At 35.7% G+C, this 17821-nt stretch carries 20 protein-coding genes and 1 tRNA gene; 12 read left to right on the top strand and 9 right to left on the bottom strand.

The window, feature by feature from the left end; all coding sequences use genetic code 11:
* The first annotated feature begins 1 nt into the window (after position 1).
* From ACZ5R4_RS07785 to ACZ5R4_RS07775, 3 genes are all read left to right on the top strand, one after another.
* Entirely contained in the window at positions 2-910 is a 909-nt protein-coding gene (locus tag ACZ5R4_RS07785; RefSeq protein ID WP_054861551.1) for an ATP-binding cassette domain-containing protein, read from the top strand.
* Entirely contained in the window at positions 910-1686 is a 777-nt protein-coding gene (locus ACZ5R4_RS07780; protein ID WP_054861552.1) for an ABC transporter permease, read from the top strand. Before ACZ5R4_RS07785 ends, ACZ5R4_RS07780 begins: the two co-directional genes overlap by 1 nt.
* 69 nt (positions 1687-1755) lie before the next feature.
* Positions 1756-1828: transfer RNA gene (locus tag ACZ5R4_RS07775), tRNA-Ala, on the top strand.
* A 30-nt stretch (positions 1829-1858) separates the two neighbouring features.
* Here the strand turns inward: ACZ5R4_RS07775 and ACZ5R4_RS07770 are convergent.
* Positions 1859-2659 carry a helix-turn-helix domain-containing protein gene (locus ACZ5R4_RS07770; protein WP_054861553.1) on the bottom strand — a complete coding sequence of 267 codons (801 nt, stop codon included), beginning with the start codon at positions 2657-2659 and terminating at the stop codon, positions 1859-1861.
* A 99-nt stretch (positions 2660-2758) separates the two neighbouring features.
* Between ACZ5R4_RS07770 and ACZ5R4_RS07765 the strand changes: the two genes are divergently transcribed.
* A complete protein-coding gene (locus tag ACZ5R4_RS07765) occupies positions 2759-3208 on the top strand; it encodes an SRPBCC domain-containing protein (RefSeq protein WP_054787302.1) in 450 nt (149 codons plus the stop codon).
* Between the two features lie 247 nt (positions 3209-3455).
* Positions 3456-4571: an alanine dehydrogenase gene (gene ald / locus ACZ5R4_RS07760; RefSeq protein ID WP_464368292.1), complete on the top strand. Its 1116-nt coding sequence runs from the start codon at positions 3456-3458 to the stop codon at positions 4569-4571.
* Positions 4572-4632: 61 nt separating this feature from the next.
* Here ald and ACZ5R4_RS07755 read toward each other — a convergent pair whose 3' ends face one another.
* The 5 genes from ACZ5R4_RS07755 to ACZ5R4_RS07735 form a co-directional block, all read right to left on the bottom strand.
* Positions 4633-4878, bottom strand: a complete 246-nt coding sequence (locus ACZ5R4_RS07755) for a YuzB family protein (RefSeq protein ID WP_054787375.1) — start codon at positions 4876-4878, stop codon at positions 4633-4635.
* Positions 4879-4987: 109 nt separating this feature from the next.
* A complete protein-coding gene (locus ACZ5R4_RS07750; protein WP_464368291.1) occupies positions 4988-5677 on the bottom strand; it encodes an LrgB family protein in 690 nt (229 codons plus the stop codon).
* Complete coding sequence (locus ACZ5R4_RS07745; protein ID WP_054861557.1) at positions 5670-6038, bottom strand: CidA/LrgA family protein; 369 nt, start codon at positions 6036-6038, stop codon at positions 5670-5672. The genes ACZ5R4_RS07750 and ACZ5R4_RS07745 overlap by 8 nt, the downstream gene beginning before the upstream one ends.
* A 76-nt stretch (positions 6039-6114) precedes the next feature.
* Positions 6115-6666: a GNAT family N-acetyltransferase gene (locus tag ACZ5R4_RS07740; RefSeq protein WP_054861558.1), complete on the bottom strand. Its 552-nt coding sequence runs from the start codon at positions 6664-6666 to the stop codon at positions 6115-6117.
* Positions 6667-7047: 381 nt separating this feature from the next.
* Positions 7048-7947, bottom strand: coding sequence for a TIGR01777 family oxidoreductase (locus ACZ5R4_RS07735; protein WP_464368290.1), 900 nt, complete (start codon positions 7945-7947; stop codon positions 7048-7050).
* A 123-nt stretch (positions 7948-8070) separates the two neighbouring features.
* On the opposite strand from ACZ5R4_RS07735, the gene recX reads away from it, so the two are divergent.
* The gene (gene recX / locus ACZ5R4_RS07730) at positions 8071-8889 is read left to right on the top strand and encodes a recombination regulator RecX (RefSeq protein WP_054861465.1); all 819 of its coding nucleotides are present in this window, start codon (positions 8071-8073) and stop codon (positions 8887-8889) included.
* Between the two features lie 63 nt (positions 8890-8952).
* On the opposite strand, the gene ACZ5R4_RS07725 is transcribed toward recX, so the two are convergent.
* Positions 8953-9744: a Cof-type HAD-IIB family hydrolase gene (locus ACZ5R4_RS07725; RefSeq protein ID WP_054861466.1), complete on the bottom strand. Its 792-nt coding sequence runs from the start codon at positions 9742-9744 to the stop codon at positions 8953-8955.
* 131 nt (positions 9745-9875) lie between these two features.
* On the opposite strand from ACZ5R4_RS07725, the gene ACZ5R4_RS07720 reads away from it, so the two are divergent.
* Complete coding sequence (locus ACZ5R4_RS07720; protein WP_464368289.1) at positions 9876-10211, top strand: YfhH family protein; 336 nt, start codon at positions 9876-9878, stop codon at positions 10209-10211.
* A gap of 56 nt (positions 10212-10267) precedes the next feature.
* Here ACZ5R4_RS07720 and ACZ5R4_RS07715 read toward each other — a convergent pair whose 3' ends face one another.
* Positions 10268-11263, bottom strand: a complete 996-nt coding sequence (locus ACZ5R4_RS07715) for a metal-dependent hydrolase (RefSeq protein WP_464368288.1) — start codon at positions 11261-11263, stop codon at positions 10268-10270.
* Between the two features lie 81 nt (positions 11264-11344).
* Here ACZ5R4_RS07715 and mutY point away from each other — a divergent pair, with 81 nt between their 5' ends.
* The 4 genes from mutY (at position 11345) to ACZ5R4_RS07695 (ending at position 15242) form a co-directional block, all read left to right on the top strand.
* On the top strand, positions 11345-12424 hold the full coding sequence (mutY, locus tag ACZ5R4_RS07710; RefSeq protein WP_464368287.1) for an A/G-specific adenine glycosylase: 1080 nt from the start codon (positions 11345-11347) through the stop codon (positions 12422-12424).
* 102 nt (positions 12425-12526) lie between these two features.
* Entirely contained in the window at positions 12527-12709 is a 183-nt protein-coding gene (locus tag ACZ5R4_RS07705) for a gamma-type small acid-soluble spore protein (RefSeq protein WP_054787376.1), read from the top strand.
* 210 nt (positions 12710-12919) lie between these two features.
* Complete coding sequence (gene ntdP / locus ACZ5R4_RS07700; protein ID WP_109985567.1) at positions 12920-13450, top strand: nucleoside tri-diphosphate phosphatase; 531 nt, start codon at positions 12920-12922, stop codon at positions 13448-13450.
* A 34-nt stretch (positions 13451-13484) separates the two neighbouring features.
* Positions 13485-15242, top strand: coding sequence for an ABC transporter ATP-binding protein (locus ACZ5R4_RS07695; RefSeq protein WP_464368286.1), 1758 nt, complete (start codon positions 13485-13487; stop codon positions 15240-15242).
* A gap of 45 nt (positions 15243-15287) precedes the next feature.
* Here the strand turns inward: ACZ5R4_RS07695 and ACZ5R4_RS07690 are convergent, their stop codons facing one another.
* Positions 15288-16370: an FUSC family protein gene (locus tag ACZ5R4_RS07690; protein ID WP_109985565.1), complete on the bottom strand. Its 1083-nt coding sequence runs from the start codon at positions 16368-16370 to the stop codon at positions 15288-15290.
* 214 nt (positions 16371-16584) lie between these two features.
* Between ACZ5R4_RS07690 and ACZ5R4_RS07685 the strand changes: the two genes are divergently transcribed.
* On the top strand, positions 16585-17793 hold the full coding sequence (locus ACZ5R4_RS07685; protein ID WP_109985564.1) for an MFS transporter: 1209 nt from the start codon (positions 16585-16587) through the stop codon (positions 17791-17793).
* The last annotated feature ends 28 nt before the right edge of the window (positions 17794-17821 follow it).

The raw sequence follows: 17821 nt of genomic DNA, 5'->3' as shown, positions 1-17821 counted from the left end.
CATGTCGGTTATAAAGGTGGAGCAATTAAAAAAGGTCTTTAAAGGTAAAGAAGTAGTGAAAGGGATAAGCTTTGAATTAAATAAGGGAAGATGTGTTGCTTTACTAGGGCCAAATGGCGCTGGAAAAACAACAACATTACGTATGCTTTCCGGATTATTAAAGCCTAGTAATGGTTCGATCAAGTTTCAAGAGAAGAATGCTCTAAATGATATTAGGTATTCTATTGGTTATTTACCTCAATATCCAGTTTTTCATTCATGGATGTCAGGTAAGGAATTTTTAATGTATGTCGGTGAGCTTGCCTACCTTTCCAAAAAAGAAGCCAATGAAAGAGCCGAAGAATTATTAAAAAAAGTAGCAATTGATGATGCGAAAAATCAAAGAATTGGCAAATATTCAGGTGGAATGAAACAAAGACTTGGAATTGCACAAGCGATGATGCATAAGCCGAAGCTTCTCATGTTGGATGAACCAGTATCCTCACTAGATCCAATTGGTCGGCGTGAAGTACTTACACTGATGGAAGAATTGAAGGAAGAAACAACTATTTTGTTTTCCACTCATATCTTAGGGGATGCAGAAGAAATTTGTGATGATTTATTATTATTACATCATGGTGAAATACTAGAATCAGGATCTATCGATGATCTGCGAAAGAGACATCAATCACCTAAGTTTGAGCTCAGCTTGCGCGATAGTGCAAATAAATATGTGGACAAAATCGAAAGGCTAGAATCTGTGAATACGATCGTACTTGAGAAAGGTGAACTTCATATTTTTGTTAATGATATTGCTAGAGCCCGTGCAGAGATTTTAACAAAAGCAGTGCAAGAAGATTGGCCTATAGTAAAGTTTGAATTAAGTCGAACATCTCTTGAGGATTTGTTTATGAAGGTGGTGCAAAGCTGATGCAATGGAAGACAATTTTTATGAAAGAGTTATTGGAAGATTGGCGGAGTTATAAATGGATCTGGGTTCCACTTGTTTTTATATTGTTCTGTATTATGGACCCATTATCTACGTATTATTTACCACAAATTATCCAAGCGGTTGGTGGCTTACCAGATGGAGCAGTTATTGATATACCTGAAACAGAACCAGAAATGGCAATTATGATGAGTCTCACTCAAATGAGTATGCTCGGCGTGTTAGTAGTAATAGCCATTACAATGGGTGTTATCGCAGGTGAAAGAAAAAGTGGCGTTGCAGAACTTATTCTAGTTAAGCCAGTCCGTTATGTAACTTATATTTTGGCTAAATGGAGTGCCAAGCTTTTATTAGTATTTGTCTCTTATTTAGTAGGAATGCTTGCAAGTTGGTATTATGTAAATTTATTATTTGGTGAAATTACAATTATTGAATTCTTCAGTTTATTCTTGTTCTACTTTGTTTGGCTCATATTTGTTGTCACGCTCACTGTTTTTTATAATACAATGATGAAGGTACCTGGACTTGTCTTAACATCAACAGTTATAACAATAATGGCGATGTCAGTGTTGAACCAAATTTTTTCATTTCGTTTACCCTGGTTACCAAATAGTATTAGTGAGCATATAACGACTATGCTTACTGAAGGCTCTATTCCAAATGAATTGTGGATGGCATCAGCCATTACCCTGGGTCTCTCATTGATTCTTTTACTATTTTCAAGATATATTTTTCAAACAAAAGAAATGGCGGAATAGAAGAGTATTAATAATTAATGCTCTTTTTTACTTGCTACAACTTTCATTAATTGATAATATAAAATTTACGGGGCATTAGCTCAGCTGGGAGAGCGTCGTGCTGGCAGCGCGAAGGTCATCGGTTCGAGCCCGATATGCTCCATTTTTTTTTAAAAAATTAAATAATCACTTCCTAGCTTTCCTTAAAATATTTTTCAGGTGATTTCCCAACAATCAAACGAAAGTCTTTAATAAAGTGTGCCTGATCATAGTAACCCAGTCTTGTGTACAGATCTGCCCAATTCTTAGTACTACCCTTATCAATGCTTTCCACTACTTCATGAAGTCGATAACGCTTGATTACCCATTTAGGGCTAACGCCAACATAGCGGTCAAACAAGCGTTGAAGCGTTCTCACATGCAAATTGAATTTGTTCGCCACATCTTCCACTTTGATAATTGACCGATCTTCTCTAATGAATAAAACAATTTGAGAGATTAAATCAACTTTTTCATCAGGTTCCGGCAGATTAGAACATATTAGCTGGTCTATTAGTGGAATAGAGAGTTCAGCCACATCATGGTTTTGAAAAAGTTGATCTCGAATCGTTTTACTGTCTATATGGAAAACCTCTTGAAAGTCGATCGATTTTTCCGTTAGTTGAGATATATCCTTTTTCCAGAGTGGATAGAAACCTCCAGGCAAAAACTTTACACCAAATACCGAGCCCCTACCTTCTAACAAATGGGAAGAAATAGTGCGCTTTATTCCATGAATACTGGCATAATCTTTTTCGAAAACCAAATTAATATTAGGATGTGAAACAACATGTTGTTCGTATGGTGTGTCCTCTAATAGATCCCATCTTACAAACCAATAATGTTGAACAATAGCAGATGCTTCAATACTAGGTTTATAGCGATGAAGAGTAAACTTCTTACTTCCTTCCTTTGAATGTAGAATCCCTTTTGGAACTGTAATTACTTTTTTCAATAATTCTCACACCTAACTTATATGTTTGTCGCATTTATACAATACATTTTGATGAGGTTATTATACCATACTAGTAAAATGGAATAGGAGGAATGACAAATGGATTTGAGTTACGATTTTTATATCAATGCACCAATAGAAAAGGTATGGGAAACGCTGGTATCCGATGAGGGGGTACAGCAAACCTTTTATGGATGTACGATCCGATCATCTTTTATACCAGGTGAGACTATTTCCTATATCGGACCTGGTAATGATGGTGAGGAGACAGTTCATGTATATGGAAAGATATTGACATGTAATCCATTAGAAAAACTGAGCTTTACGGAACATCCTGGTCCTTCGTATAATCAAGATCATGCTAACCTTGAGACACGTATCACTTATACTTTAACTACTGTTGGAAACTGTACGAAATTAACTTTAATAAATGATCTATGGTCACAAGAACATCCATCCTATAAAAGCACGAAAGACCATTGGCCAATGATTTTAAGTAATATCAAAACTTTTACGGAAACAGGGAAACAACTTGATTTTGGATTTTAAGCCATAGCGATTGATGCTATGGTTTTTTTGAAATTAAAGTATCGAAAGAATAGTCGCCAAACGGTATGAGTTACAAGATAAAAGGCAATATCTTGGTAATGTCACAATTACATTGCACGATAACCAAAAAAAATAATATCAGGTTGAATACCACTGTAACTTTTTGTATTAAAACAATACAAAAAAGGGAAAACGAATAATAAGAATTTTTCATAACATACTAGCAAATAGAAGGTAGGTGAACTGGATGAAAATAGGGGTACCAAAAGAAATGAAAAGTAATGAGAATCGGGTAGCTATGACACCAGCAGGAGTGCTGACACTAACCCAAGCTGGCCATGAGGTGAAGGTGGAAACAGGTGCTGGTGTAGGCAGTGCTATTTCGGATCATGCCTATGAAGAAGCTGGGGCAGTAATTGTACAAACGGCAAGAGAAGCTTGGTCACAGGAACTAGTAGTAAAGGTCAAAGAGCCTCAGCCAGAGGAATTTGTCTTTTTTAGAGAAGGCTTAATTTTATTTACTTATCTACATCTTGCTGCAGAACCAAAGGTAGCTGATGCACTTATTGAAAATAAAGTAACTGGAATCGCGTATGAAACGATTCAAGCTAGAAGTGGAGGCTTACCACTCTTAGTACCAATGAGTGAAATTGCTGGGAGAATGTCTATCCAGGCAGGTGTGCGGTTTTTAGAAAAGGTTCATGGTGGTAAAGGTGTGTTAGTTGGCGGTGTCCCAGGAGTATCCCCAGCGAATGTTGTCATTATAGGTGGGGGAATTGTTGGAACAAATGCTGCACGAATGGCAATTGGATTAGGAGCTAATGTTACGCTATTAGATATAAATATACAAAGGCTGCGAGAATTAGAGGATCTATTCCAAGGTAAAATAAGGACACTTGCTTCTAATGAATACAATATTAACGAACAAATAAAAACAGCAGATTTACTAATTGGTGCTGTGTTAATCCCAGGTGCAAAAGCGCCAAAACTGGTAACAGAAAAAATGATTAAAACAATGGAAGAAGGCTCGGTAGTTGTCGATGTAGCCGTTGATCAAGGAGGAACGATCGAAACGATTGATCGTGTTACTACCCATGATAATCCTATATATGTGAAGCATGGAGTTACTCATTATGCAGTTGCCAATATCCCAGGAGCAGTACCGAAGACAGCAACCTATGCACTAACAAATGTTACCATCCCATATATCGTGCGCCTAGCAAATCTTGGCTTACAGGGGTATGTGAGGAAAGACCCAGCATTTGCTAAAGGTTTGAACACCCATCAAGGAAAGACTGTCCATGAAGCAGTTGCGAAGGGGTTAGACAAACGATTTATAGAGCTTTCGACAATATTTGAATAAAAAAAAGGGCTTATTGTCAGTGCAAGCCCAACTGGATTGCACTTCACTTAAGCCCTTTTTTCTATTTATAGAATGCCAGCTCTTCTTCAATCGCTGCTTTTATTTTTTCTAATGTTTCCTCCGGTGTTTTCCCGTGTACCCTTTTACCATTTACCATAGCGTATGGCTTGAGACGACACAATCCACAAAAATTCAAACAGTCATGTATTAGTACAGCAACCTCCGGATATTCAGATTCAATAATTTCTTCTATATCAAAGGTAGTTATTAAATTACTATCACAAACATCTACCACCACGATTCCTATTTTGATCACCTTCCTTGCCTGCTTACGACTTCCTAGGATCGCTTTTTAAATGAATGCCATCTGCCCTATTTTGTCATTTATCAGAAAAATTATGAATGCTATTATAGCATTATAAGAGCCATTGTAAAAGAAATGGGGCTATGATTGATACAGTTATGGCAGTAATTGTCATCGCCAATGCACTAATAGCACCATCAAGCTCTCCAAGTTCTAAAGCTTTTGCTGTTCCAATTGCATGAGAAGCTGTGCCAATACCTAACCCTCGTGCAACGGGATGGTCAATACGGAAAATCCTTAACATAAGTGGTGCAAACATTGCCCCACCAATACCTGCAATCATTACACCGATAGCAGCAATAGTCATGTTGCCACCAACTGAATCTGCAATACTTAGAGCTACAGGTGTTGTCACAGATTTAGGAGCAATAGATTGTATGATTACCTCCTCAAAGGAAAACCATTTAGCAAAAACAATTCCACTGGTAACTCCAATGATTGAGCCAATTGCAACACCAATGAAAATGGTTTTGGCATATTTCTTAACTAAATGTCGTTGCCGGTAAAGAGGTAATGCTAAGGCAACGACAAGAGGGCCTAGAAAATGATCTAACCATTGTCCACCTATCATGTACGTTTGATAAGGTATGTCGAAAATGATGAGTAGCAAAACAAAGAAAAGGGATGTGATAAAAATAGGCAATGTGAATGGTGTCGGAATTATGTGATACAATTTTTTACTAAGATAGAAAATAAGCACTGTTAGTATGATGAACAATATTCCAAGTATTAGTCTACTCATAGGATTCAACTCTTTTATGAAGAATTTTCTGAGAAATAATAGCTGTAATAACAGTTACGATTAACGTACTCACGAATGCTATTGGTAGGATTAAAATCCCTTTACCATTTAAAAAATCAAGGTATTCCACTATTCCTACTGTTACGGGAACAAAAAAGATCGGCATATCCTTTAGTAAGAGGTCAATTCCTTTTTCTATCCAATGAACTCTAATTGCTTTTACTTGTAGCAAAAGAAAAAATAGTAGCATGCCAATGATGCTACCAGGAATCAACAAAGAGAAAAGATCTTGAATCCACTCTCCAATATAATAAAATAAAAACAGCATACTGATTTGCGCTGGAACCAGTATATATTTCATCCTGATAAATCCTCCAAATAAAATAATGAAAAATCACTATCTTATCGTAGCACTTTATCCAATCGATGACAAAAAATTAGATTGCTTCTTCGCCCTCCTTTGCTGTTTCCGAATGGTGCAAATAATTCGCTTTCGTGATCACAAATAAGTCATAAATTGGATGATCCATTTCAGAGTGGTTAATTTGTTGGAAAATCTCTGGATAAGTAACATTTGCATATATGACAAAAGGCACCTTCAAAATGGCCTTCATTGAACGGATATTAGATTTACGGATTTTTATAAAAATCGCCTCAATCTCTTGTTGGTAAAAAAGCTCTTCAAAAAATGCGTCTTTTGCTAATTGGTTATATCCCTTTCCAAAATAAGGCTTGCCGATCCACGTCGCTAAAAATCCTGTATTATTCTGAATATCAAACAAGTTTATTGTTCCAATTGGGTTGTAGTAATCATCTAGAATAGTACGAGAAATTAATTCTCCGTTCTCCTCTGCTTCCATTGTCTTTTTGGTTAAAAAATAAAATTCATCTGTGGAATATGCCTTTTGTCTTACATATGGAAAAACCTCTGGGTGCTTCAATAATTCATATAGGGCTGGCACGTCTTGTAAATCTCTCTTTTTTAACATAAAAAATCCCTCCTATTCGATGGAGGGTGTGATGAAAAAGGCAGCTTTGCCCTATAGTGTGTCTCATCCACCCTCGAATTTTTATCAAAAAGCCACAAAAATTCGGGGTGGGAATCGAACCCACTAGAACCAATATCTCAGTATTGGTGGCGCACCATTTGCCTTCCCTTATATGTCATCAAATAACAAAATGAAATTACTAAAAAACTCATTATTATCTTACACAACAATCACTGTAATTGTAAATAGTTTTTTTGTAAAAAAAACAAAAAAATTCTTTGTAATAGGAAGTAATATTAAGGAAAGTTTATAAAATATACATTTAGTTAATGTAAATGCCAAAATATTCAGTTATTTGCTTTAATATGACCAATAATTAAACTATTTAAGTAAATCTTCTAGTGCTTTTTCGATATGAGAATATTGGAACGAGTAACCACTCTTTATTGCTTTTTCAGGAAGAACCTTTTGCCCTGATTCTACAAGTATACTCATTTCACCTAGTAGGGCCTTTATGGCAACTCTTGGAACTGGTAACCAGTTAGGCTTATGAAGTGTTTGAGCAATAACTTCTGCCATTTTGCTATTTTTTATAGGACTTGGTGCGGTCATATGAAAGGCTTGATCAATCGTAGGATGATCTAATGAAAATAAAATCATTCCAATGACATCCGTGATATGAATCCATGATACCCACTGCTCGCCTGAGCCAATTTTGCCCCCAACATACCATTTGAATGGCATTGTCATTAAAGGCAAGGCACCTTCCGTCCCTAAAATGACACCAAACCTTGCAATAACCGTACGTACACCATAAGTATTCGCTTCTAGGGCGGTTTTTTCCCAAGCTTCTGTTACTTCTGCTAAAAAATCATTTCCTGATTCCTTTCTTGATTCTGTAAATGTTTCTGTAAGAGAAGTACCAAAATAGCCGACTGCAGAGGCATTGATTAGCACAGCAGGTTTATATTTCATTTCTTTTATCATATCGATGATTGCATAGGTAGCTTTGATTCTACTTTGATAAATACGATCCTTCTTTGATTTAGTCCAATATCCAAAAAGGGACTCCCCTGCCAAATTTATGATGGCATCCAATGGTGGTAATTGAGCAATGGGATTTAGATTCTCATTTAACCAACCGATATAGGTTATTTTTTGCTTATTTCTATGTTTATTGGGATGCCGAGTTAGGATAAATACCTCGTCTCCACGATCAATTAAATGCTTGGTAAGATGTTGACCAACAAATCCTGTACCACCAGCTATCGCTATTTTCATACCGTCTCACTCTCCTATTTTAGTTTTTCAATAGTAAACGACTGTAAGAAAAATCTAAGAATCCCCCCCCTTTGAAGAACGTGTGTTTGTGTGATAAAATGGTAGGGAAACGAGGTGAGTGTTTTGCCAACCATTTCAAAAATTACCGTTCAAAAGAAACAAAAGTATCGATATAATATTTTTTTAAAGGAAAATGACAAGGAATATTATGCTTTTAGTGTGGATGAAGATTTACTAATTTCTTATCATCTCCGAAAAGGTATGGAATTAACCAAGGGACTGATCGATCAAATTCAAGAGAAAGATGCCTCCTATAAAGTGTATACCCTATCTATACGTTTCTTAAGTTACCGAATGCGATCTGAGCAAGAATTAATAGAATATTTACAAAAAAAAGACATAGAAATCACATACATCAAGGAAGTTGTCCAAAGATTAAAACGGGAGAGTTTACTAGATGATTTAGCATTTAGTGAAGCATTCGTTCGAACCAGAATCCAAACAACATCAAAAGGTCCTATATTAGTTAGGAAGGAGTTAAAGGACAAAGGTGTGGAAGCAGCTATCATTGATAGAGCCTTAGAGCTTTATACGTATGATAAGCAATTTGAGAAAACGAAACGATTAATTGAGAAAAAAATGACTAATTCGTCTAAGAAATCTTTCAAGCAACAATTGAATGCCGTTAAACAAAACATTCTTCAAAAAGGCTTTACGCTTGAATTAATTCATGACGTTTTGCAGGAAATAGACTTAGGAGAAGACGCCGAAGCAGAATATCAAGCAGTTGTTTATCAAGGTCAAAAAATACAAACCAAGTATCAAAAGAAAGATACAGGTTATAAGCTAAAACAAAAAGTAAAAGCAGCTTTATACAGAAAAGGCTTTGATGGAGAATCCATTCAACGATTTATAGATGAATATATGGAGGAAGACTTATAAGGAAGAGCACGACTCCTTAGCTCTAATTACAAGCTATAGTGTTTGGATTCGTGCTTCTTTCACTTAATTACTCACAAGGCTTGTGATTTGTTCGATTGCTTCATATACATCATCGACGATGTGTTTTGCTTTAGCCTGTACTTCAATCGGTGCTGATGACATACAGAAGCTATTTGGTGTCATTTCAAACATTGGAATATCATTATAAGCATCACCAATAACGGCTATTTCCGAAGGTTTAATATGTAAATGCTTGGCTAATCGCTTTAATCCATCTGCTTTACTTACACCTTTTGGTACGATATCCAAACAATTCGGGTCAGAAATATAGGATTCGATACTTATTCCGAAGAGGTTCTTTATTTCTTCTTCAATAGATACTAACTGTTTGTTTTCTCCTAACAACATATACTTACTGGGATTAATTTCTGTTCCATACTTATCGATGAAATCAATCCCTTCTATTAATGGGAAATAAAGAAAATTCTCCATCGCTTTTAATTCCTCTGTTCTCTTCGAAATATAGATCTCATCCTTTGTAGAAATACAAACAAGATGTGAGTAGTTTGTAATATGCTCATGCAACTTGTAGCTCATTTCTAAATCAAATGTTCTCTGGTGGATAAAATCATGGGAATCAGACAAAACAAATGCGCCATTTTGACTTACTCTATGGGCATTTTTCTTAATTTCTTTACAAATTTCAAGGATGTCTCGATCTAACCTCCCAGTAGCAATAGCAAAGTCGATCTCAGTTTTTGATAAGCTATGTATAGCTTCAATATCCTTATTTTTAATTGTGTTTCCAGACTTTAATAACGTTCCGTCCAAATCTGTTGCAAATAATTTAATCATGAAGAAAACTCTCCCTTCTGCCCCTAGTATACTTCTTTTTCAATAGAAGTTCTAACAGTAAGGATATGTTACTTCCATTCACCTTTTGGATCATGCTACAATAAGAGTAATATTAAATGGTGGTGCGTAAAATGGATAGAAGATATAGTTCCTATACTGTAGAGGAATTAAGAAAAGAAATGGCAAATCTTAAGGAAAAAGTACAAAAGGCTGAACAGCTTGGTAATATAAGTGAATATGAAATATTAGAACGGAAATTACAAATGGCAGCGGCCTATCTTGTCAATCCGGCTGATTTTAAAAAAGGCGATAAATATGAGCTTGCGAAAGACCCAGGGCATCAATTTCAAATTACCTATATTAATGGCGTATTTGCTTGGGGACACCGCATTAATCTATTGGGACAACACTTGGAACAAGAAGAAGCAGTGCCGTTATCTATTCTTGGCGATAAAATAGAAGGGTGATTATGACACTCCATAATCCTAAATTAAAGGAGCTGACTCAAAAATTGTCAGCTCCTTTAAAAAGTCGAGGAAACCTGTTTATCCACATTTAATTTACTTTGTAGTTTTTCCTCTGAAAAAATCCAGCCTGTATAAGAATTCATTATTCGCTGATTATCGTCGATTTGTACTACAGCGACAAATGGATAATGACCAGCTGTTCGATAACGTAGATCGATAAAACGAATTTCACTGAAGTCATCATACATGTTCCATTCCCAGCGATAAATCGGGGAGAAGGAAAGAAAAGCAGCGATATTTTTATCCTTTTTCGCAATCTCGAATAACCTATTATCTGGTACAGGCATCTTATCAAATTGGTCATTTACGACAATGTGTCCATCTTCTACTTGACCAACATAGTAAAAGTCTTTCGTAGTGATGGCAATTCGCCATATATTTTGCTTCGTTGTCGGTGAAGTAGCAATTTTTTCGGTATGGGCAAAGTGTTCGTAAATCAATTTAACAATTTCTCTCTTGTCCATATATCTTTTAATGTAATACAATAATATAATAAAATAGATGGCAAGCCATGTGTAGCCTGGAGTGGCACCTAATATCCATGCAATAATCCCAATAACATGAAGACTAAAAATATAGGGATCAAAGGTGCTAATAAAACCGTGTGCTACCCATTTTTTTGTGAATGGGCGATAGGCTTGTGTGCCATATGCGTTAAAAATATCAACAAAAACATGCAGAATTACTGCAAGAGATGTCCATAACCAAAGATGTAAAAAATTCACCTCGGGTAAGAAAAGGTAGATTATAGAAGAAATAGCGATTCCCCAAAAGATTACTAATGGAATCGAATGAGTAATACCCCTATGATGTCTTAAATAGGTGGCATTATTTCGTAATTTCAGGATTGTATCAAAATCAGGTGCATGGGAGCCGACTATGGTACCAACCATAACAGCTGTAAATAGTGCAGAGTCCTGTTGTACAACTGGATCTAAAGTGGCAATACCACCAAGAGCAATGCCCATTGTGATATGTGTTGCAGTATCCATTCTTAGTTGCCCCCTATAAAAAATTATCTAACTCGAATAACACTTTTTCTAACAACATTGTAACATGAAGGATGAATTATTGTGAAAAATAATCATGATCATATAGCCATTACTATTAATATACCCCAATTTCGTAAAGATTTAATCGATTGGTTTGAAAAAGAACAAAGAAATCTTCCTTGGCGCAAAAATCAAGATCCATATCGAGTATGGGTGTCAGAAATTATGCTACAACAAACAAAAGTGGATACCGTTATTCCATATTTTAATCAGTTCACTAAATCTTTTCCTACATTATCTGCCTTAGCAGAAGCAGATGAACAAGAAGTATTAAAGGCATGGGAAGGATTAGGGTATTATTCTCGAGTCAGAAATTTGCAAACAGCGGTACGGGAGGTAGTCGAAAATTATGATGCTAAGGTGCCAGATGACGTGGAGTCACTTGGGAATCTAAAAGGAGTTGGTCCATATACAAGAGGTGCCATACTAAGTATTGCGTATAATAAACCAGAACCAGCGGTTGATGGAAACGTAATGCGTGTATTGTCAAGAATATTATTGATTGAGGAAGATATTGCTAAGGCCAAAACAAGGAAAATTTTTGAACAAGCTGTCCGTGAACTGATATCAGAGGAAAATCCATCTTATTTTAATCAGGGATTAATGGAGCTTGGTGCACTCATATGTACACCAAGAAAGCCAAGCTGTATGCTTTGTCCTGTTCAAGATCATTGCACCGCATTTGCAAACGGTGTAGAGCAATCATTACCAATAAAATCAAAGAAAACAAAACAGAAAATAGAGGACCACTTTACATTAGTGATCGAAGAAGCTGAAAAGGTTATGTTAGAACAAAGACCAGATACAGGGTTGCTCGCTCAAATGTGGCAATTTCCAATGGTAAGCAAAAAGGAAGTAAGCGAGTCATTGCTTCAAACCTATATAAAGGAAAAGTTTGAAATAGATGTAATTCAATTAGAAAAATTAAAGCCAGTTAAGCATGTTTTTTCCCATATTACATGGAATATGGATGTTTGGCGAATAAAAGGAGTAGGCCAACCAAAAGGATTGATGCTGCCTCTAGATGAAGTAACACAATATCCGATGCCTGTTTCACATCAAAAGGTATTATCTCAAATACAAGAATATAACGGTAATTAAGCCATCGCGTGGCCGAATTGATTTAACCATTTTTTTCTATTTTATAATTCGTGGATAAAAAGTTTTTAGGTGGGTAAATTAATGGTCGTGGAGGTGATTATGATGGCTAAACAACCAAACAAAGCTAACCAAGCACAAGCAAGCAAAACAAATGCTCAAGAGGTTAAGCGCCAAAACCAACAAGCTGCTCAAGGTCAAGGACAATTTGGTACTGAGTTCGCTAGCGAAACAAATGCTCAAGAAGTAAGAGCACAAAACAGAAAGTCTGAAAGCAACAAAAAATAACATTTCAATCAAAGGCTTAGATCATTCTCACAATGATCTAAGCTTTTTCTATATATAGGGATATTTACTTATTTTTACATAGATATATTCGGTTCATTCTAGTTGTATTATTTTATTTTATAAAATTTTATCGTTATAATAAAGGATGACCTAAAAGACGCATCTTAAGATGTAAATAAAAATAAAAATATTATAGGAAGGAAGATACGTATGGATGGCCTTGAACCAGGTAGAAACATTCAAATACAGAGCTATAAACATAATGGTCAGCTCCATCGTATCTGGGATACAACGACCATATTGAAGGGAACGAACAATCGCGTAATTGGGGCAAATGATAAAACCCTTGTGACAGAAAGTGATGGTAGAACATGGATTACAAGAGAACCAGCAATATGTTTCTTTCATGTGAAATATTGGTTTAATATAATCGGAATGTTACGTAATGATGGCATTCATTACTATTGTAATATTAGTTCACCGTTTGTTTTTGAGGATGGCGCTGTTAAATATATCGATTATGATTTGGATGTTAAAGTATTTCCAGATATGACTTATACCCTTTTGGATGAGGATGAATATGAGCTGCACAAGGAACAGATGAATTATCCCAAAGTATTAGACAAAATATTAAAAAATAATGTAGAGCACTTATTACATTGGATTAGACAGAGGAAAGGACCATTTTCACCTGAGTTTGTAGATCAGTGGTATGAGCTTTTTTTGACCTATCGATCTTAAAACTTACACTAACATAGAGAAAGGTGAATATCATTTGGATAGTATTAGAAGATATATAAAATATGTTGTACCATACAAATGGAAAATTTTATTAACGATATTTATCGGGATCATTAAATTTGGGATCCCTTTATTAATTCCATTAATCGTTAAATATGTCATTGACAACATTATCGGTTCTGAAACAATGAGCTCCAATGAAAAATTAACAGAATTAGCTTGGCTCATGGGTGTAGCTGGATTTGTTTTTGTTGTGCTACGTCCACCAGTTGAATATTACCGCCAATATTTGGCCCAATGGACTGGAAATAAAATCCTATACGATATCCGTGAGAGATTATTTGATCATATCCAACGCTTAAGTATGCAGTTTTACGCAAGGACGAAAACCGGTGAAATCATTTCACGTGTTGTTCATGATGTGGAACAAACGAAAAATTTCGTAATGACAGGACTTATGAATGTTTGGCTGGACATGGTTACCATCTTAATTGCGATCGGAATTATGCTTTATCTTGATGTTTGGTTAACGATTGTGGCCATTGCATTATTTCCTTTATACGGAATATCAGTAAAAATATTTTATGGAAAGCTTCGAGAATTAACAAGAAAAAGGTCACAAGCATTGGCGCAAGTACAGGGACATCTACATGAACGCGTTCAAGGGATTCCTGTTACAAGAAGCTTTGCATTAGAGGAATATGAACAGGGGCAATTCGATAAACAGAATAAAAATTTCTTAGATAGAGCGATTGATCATACGGCGTGGAATGCGAAGACATTTTCGGTGATGAATACGATCACGGATCTTGCTCCATTATTAGTAATTGGCTTTGCCGGATATTTTGCTATAACTTCTGGATTAACGGTTGGAACAATTGCTGCTTTCGTAGGCTATATGGATCTTGTATACAACCCTTTACGACGCCTGATTAGTTCATCAACAGTACTAGTGCAATCCATTGCTTCTATGGATCGGGTCTTTGAATTTATTGACGAAAAATACGATATTAAAGATTCACCAAATGCACAAAATTTAGAAGAAGTAGAAGGCGAAATTGAATTTGATCATGTTTCTTTTCGCTATGACGAGGAAGAGGAACTGGTATTACAGGATATTTCCTTAAAAGCGAAAAAAGGGGAAACCATTGCATTAGTAGGGATGAGTGGTGGTGGAAAATCTACCATTATTAGCCTGATACCTAGATTTTATGATGTAACGAGTGGTCAGATTTTACTCGATGGAACGGATATTCGTGACGTTAAGGTTCGTTCATTGAGAGACAAGATTGGTATGGTGTTACAGGATAATATTCTCTTCAGTGAATCAATTGCTGCGAATATTCGCATGGGAAACCCTGATGCCACAGACGAAGAAGTAATAGAAGCTGCTAAAGCGGCAAATGCACATACATTTATTAGTGAATTATCAAATGGGTATGATACTCTAGTTGGCGAGCGTGGAGTGAAATTGTCAGGAGGGCAAAAGCAACGAGTCGCTATTGCACGTATTTTCTTGAAGAATCCACCATTATTGATATTAGATGAAGCAACTTCTGCATTAGATTTGGAGAGCGAAAGCTTAATACAGGGAGCATTAGAGAAACTAGCCTCTGATCGCACAACGTTTATAGTAGCACACCGATTGTCAACCATTACTCATGCTGATCGTATTATTTTAATTGAAAATGGTCTTATTAAAGAGGAAGGAAATCACCAGAAATTAATGCAAAAGCGAGGAAGCTATTATAACCTCTATCAAATCCAGGAATTAGATAAACAAAATAATTGAACCAAATGAAGCCCTTACTATACAGGTCTAGTAGGGGCTTTTAATTTAAGGTAATATTCGTTTTTTCTTTTCCTCTATTTCGATTACCATACCTTGATGAAACTTTTGGTAGCTGTAAAGCAATGTTTGCAGATGAAGAATTTCTTTATGATATTCCATTAAACGAGCGGCTAATGGGAGTAGGGACAATGGATCTTCTTCATCCTTTTCATAAAGTTGAAACAATTGATCTACAACGTGAGGAATGTTTGGTGTTGTAATCTCCTCCACCAATTTTGTTTGGTTTCTTCTAATTCTTCCCATAGCACTTAATAATAATCTCTCATGAGAATAAATAATTTTATCTAATTCCTTCACAAGTACACCTTGGAATTCCTTTGGTATTGTTTCAATCTTGTTGTCATATTGGTGAAACGTTTCTAATGTTTCGAGAGATTTTTTGGATGTGATAATCATTTGCTTAAAAACCGCTAGTCTGCGCATTTTAGGGATTCGGTTTTTTTTACGGTAAATTCTCTCCTCGCTAAACAATAAATAAGTATTGTCAATAAGCTTGATTTCCCTTTGTAGCTTTTCTACTTCCACCTTCAATGCTGGCTCATCAGAAAGGTGTCTTGTCGAAATACGAAGCCATTGTAAAATCTCCGTTGTTACTCGATTAATATGTTTAAATAATTTTTGCTCATAATTAGGTGGTAAAAAAACCATATTTACGATAAATGCTGAAACAATTCCTAAGCTTAACGAAAAAAATCGCAATCCTGCGAAATGTAGGAGCAACATTTCAGTCGTTTCCATAATCGCAAGTATGGCAATAATAGCAAGTGCGATTGTGTTTTCATTCATTTTTAGATATAGACATATTCCAATAACGATAATAGTTGTAAATCCAATAACAATAGGATCATTCCCTATCGTAAAAACAACAATTGCTGCAATACTGACTCCAATTAAATTTGCATAAATTTGTTCAAACATCGTCTGGAAGGAGCGGTAAATGTTTGGTTGGATCGCAAATGCTGCTGCAATTCCAACATAAGTTGGTGATGGAATTCCGATTAGATTGGCAACATATAAAGCTACAGCTACAGCAATACCTGTTTTTAACATCCGTGCCCCGAGCTTCATATAAATGTTCCTCCCAACTTTTAGTTCGTTTTAAAATTAGTTGCAAAAGACGTACCCACAACCTCTTTTGTAGATATACTGCACTTTTTTCACAAGTATACCACCGATAATGGAATGAAAAAACTTCAGAGCATAGAAAGGGTATGAAAATTTTAAATCAGAGAAGAATAGGAAGAAGGTCAACTATAAAGTATACATGAGAAGGAGTAGCATGATGGAAGGCAAAAAAAAGGATTTATTCGCTCTAGCATCCATTCCACTAATGATGACATTAGGAAATTCTATGTTAATACCTGTATTACCCATAATCGAGAAAGAAATAAACATTACATCCTTTCAATCCAGTTTAATCATTACTGTCTATTCCGTTGTAGCAATTATATTAATTCCTTTAGCTGGCTACTTATCCGACAAAATAGGCAGGAAGAAAGTAATCATTCCTAGCTTATTATTGACAGGAATTGGCGGATTGATTGCTGCGTTTGCAGCATGGAGTATGGATGAGCCCTATTTTCTTATATTAGTTGGGCGTTTTTTACAGGGGGTGGGGGCATCAGGTGCGTTCCCAGTAGTTATCCCAACAGTTGGTGATTTATTCAAGGATGAAGAAGAGGTCAGTACTGGACTTGGCTTAATTGAGACATCGAATACGTTTGGAAAGGTTTTAAGTCCCATTATAGGTGCCGCTTTAGCTATAGCGATCTGGTATTTACCTTTTATTTTTATTCCGATATTTTCGGCAATCTCCATTATATTAGTACTATTTATGGTGAAAACACCGAAAAAAGAACAAGAATCAAATCAAACATTTTCTGAGTTTTTAGGATCTCTAAAAAAAGTCTTTCATTATAACGGCAAATGGCTTATGACAACATTTATTATTGGGAGTATCAATATGTTCGTTTTATTTGGGTTTTTGTTTCATTTGTCAACATTACTTGAGGACAGATACTTAATAGATGGTGTGAGAAAGGGGCTTTATCTTGCCATTCCGCTTTTGTTTCTTTGTCTTGCCTCTTATGGTGCCGGAAAAAAAATAGGGAAAAACAAAATAATGATGAAATGGTTAATCGCAATCGGTAATATTATTGCTGCTTGTGCCTTATTTTTTGTGAAGAGTGATGCAAGTATTGTTAGTGTTCTTTTCTTATTAACAATAGCAGGTGTTGGTATTGGTGTGTCATTACCTTGTCTAGATGCCCTTATTACAGAAGGAGTAGAAAAAGATGTTAGGGGGACGATTACCTCATTATATAGCAGTATGCGTTTTTTAGGTGTAGCGGCAGGTCCACCTATCATTGCCATTATTATGGAGAATAACTTGTCGGTTTTATATTGGTTTTTAGCAGCACTAAGCATCGTAGCCTTTCTTATTACTTTGTTTTTAATCAAACCAAGTCAAAAAGTGCAACCATCTCTTTAACAAAGGAAATCCGGACTAAAACTCCGGG

The sequence above is a fragment of the Gracilibacillus sp. JCM 18860 genome (assembly GCF_055395245.1).
This window is presented reverse-complemented; position numbering and strand designations above follow the sequence as displayed.

Excerpts from the sequence above, each read along its gene's own strand:
- ACZ5R4_RS07785 (WP_054861551.1), top strand. The coding sequence starts at position 2 with ATGTCGGTTATAAAGGTGGAGCAATTAAAAAAGGTCTTTAAAGGTAAA.
- ACZ5R4_RS07780 (WP_054861552.1), top strand. The coding sequence starts at position 910 with ATGCAATGGAAGACAATTTTTATGAAAGAGTTATTGGAAGATTGGCGG.
- ACZ5R4_RS07765 (WP_054787302.1), top strand. The coding sequence starts at position 2,759 with ATGGATTTGAGTTACGATTTTTATATCAATGCACCAATAGAAAAGGTA.
- ald (WP_464368292.1), top strand. The coding sequence starts at position 3,456 with ATGAAAATAGGGGTACCAAAAGAAATGAAAAGTAATGAGAATCGGGTA.
- ACZ5R4_RS07750 (WP_464368291.1), bottom strand. The coding sequence starts at position 5,677 with ATGAGTAGACTAATACTTGGAATATTGTTCATCATACTAACAGTGCTT.
- ACZ5R4_RS07745 (WP_054861557.1), bottom strand. The coding sequence starts at position 6,038 with ATGAAATATATACTGGTTCCAGCGCAAATCAGTATGCTGTTTTTATTT.
- ACZ5R4_RS07740 (WP_054861558.1), bottom strand. The coding sequence starts at position 6,666 with ATGTTAAAAAAGAGAGATTTACAAGACGTGCCAGCCCTATATGAATTA.
- ACZ5R4_RS07735 (WP_464368290.1), bottom strand. The coding sequence starts at position 7,947 with ATGAAAATAGCGATAGCTGGTGGTACAGGATTTGTTGGTCAACATCTT.
- ACZ5R4_RS07725 (WP_054861466.1), bottom strand. The coding sequence starts at position 9,744 with ATGATTAAATTATTTGCAACAGATTTGGACGGAACGTTATTAAAGTCT.
- ACZ5R4_RS07720 (WP_464368289.1), top strand. The coding sequence starts at position 9,876 with ATGGATAGAAGATATAGTTCCTATACTGTAGAGGAATTAAGAAAAGAA.
- ACZ5R4_RS07715 (WP_464368288.1), bottom strand. The coding sequence starts at position 11,263 with ATGGATACTGCAACACATATCACAATGGGCATTGCTCTTGGTGGTATT.
- ACZ5R4_RS07705 (WP_054787376.1), top strand. The coding sequence starts at position 12,527 with ATGGCTAAACAACCAAACAAAGCTAACCAAGCACAAGCAAGCAAAACA.
- ntdP (WP_109985567.1), top strand. The coding sequence starts at position 12,920 with ATGGATGGCCTTGAACCAGGTAGAAACATTCAAATACAGAGCTATAAA.
- ACZ5R4_RS07690 (WP_109985565.1), bottom strand. The coding sequence starts at position 16,370 with ATGAAGCTCGGGGCACGGATGTTAAAAACAGGTATTGCTGTAGCTGTA.
- ACZ5R4_RS07685 (WP_109985564.1), top strand. The coding sequence starts at position 16,585 with ATGGAAGGCAAAAAAAAGGATTTATTCGCTCTAGCATCCATTCCACTA.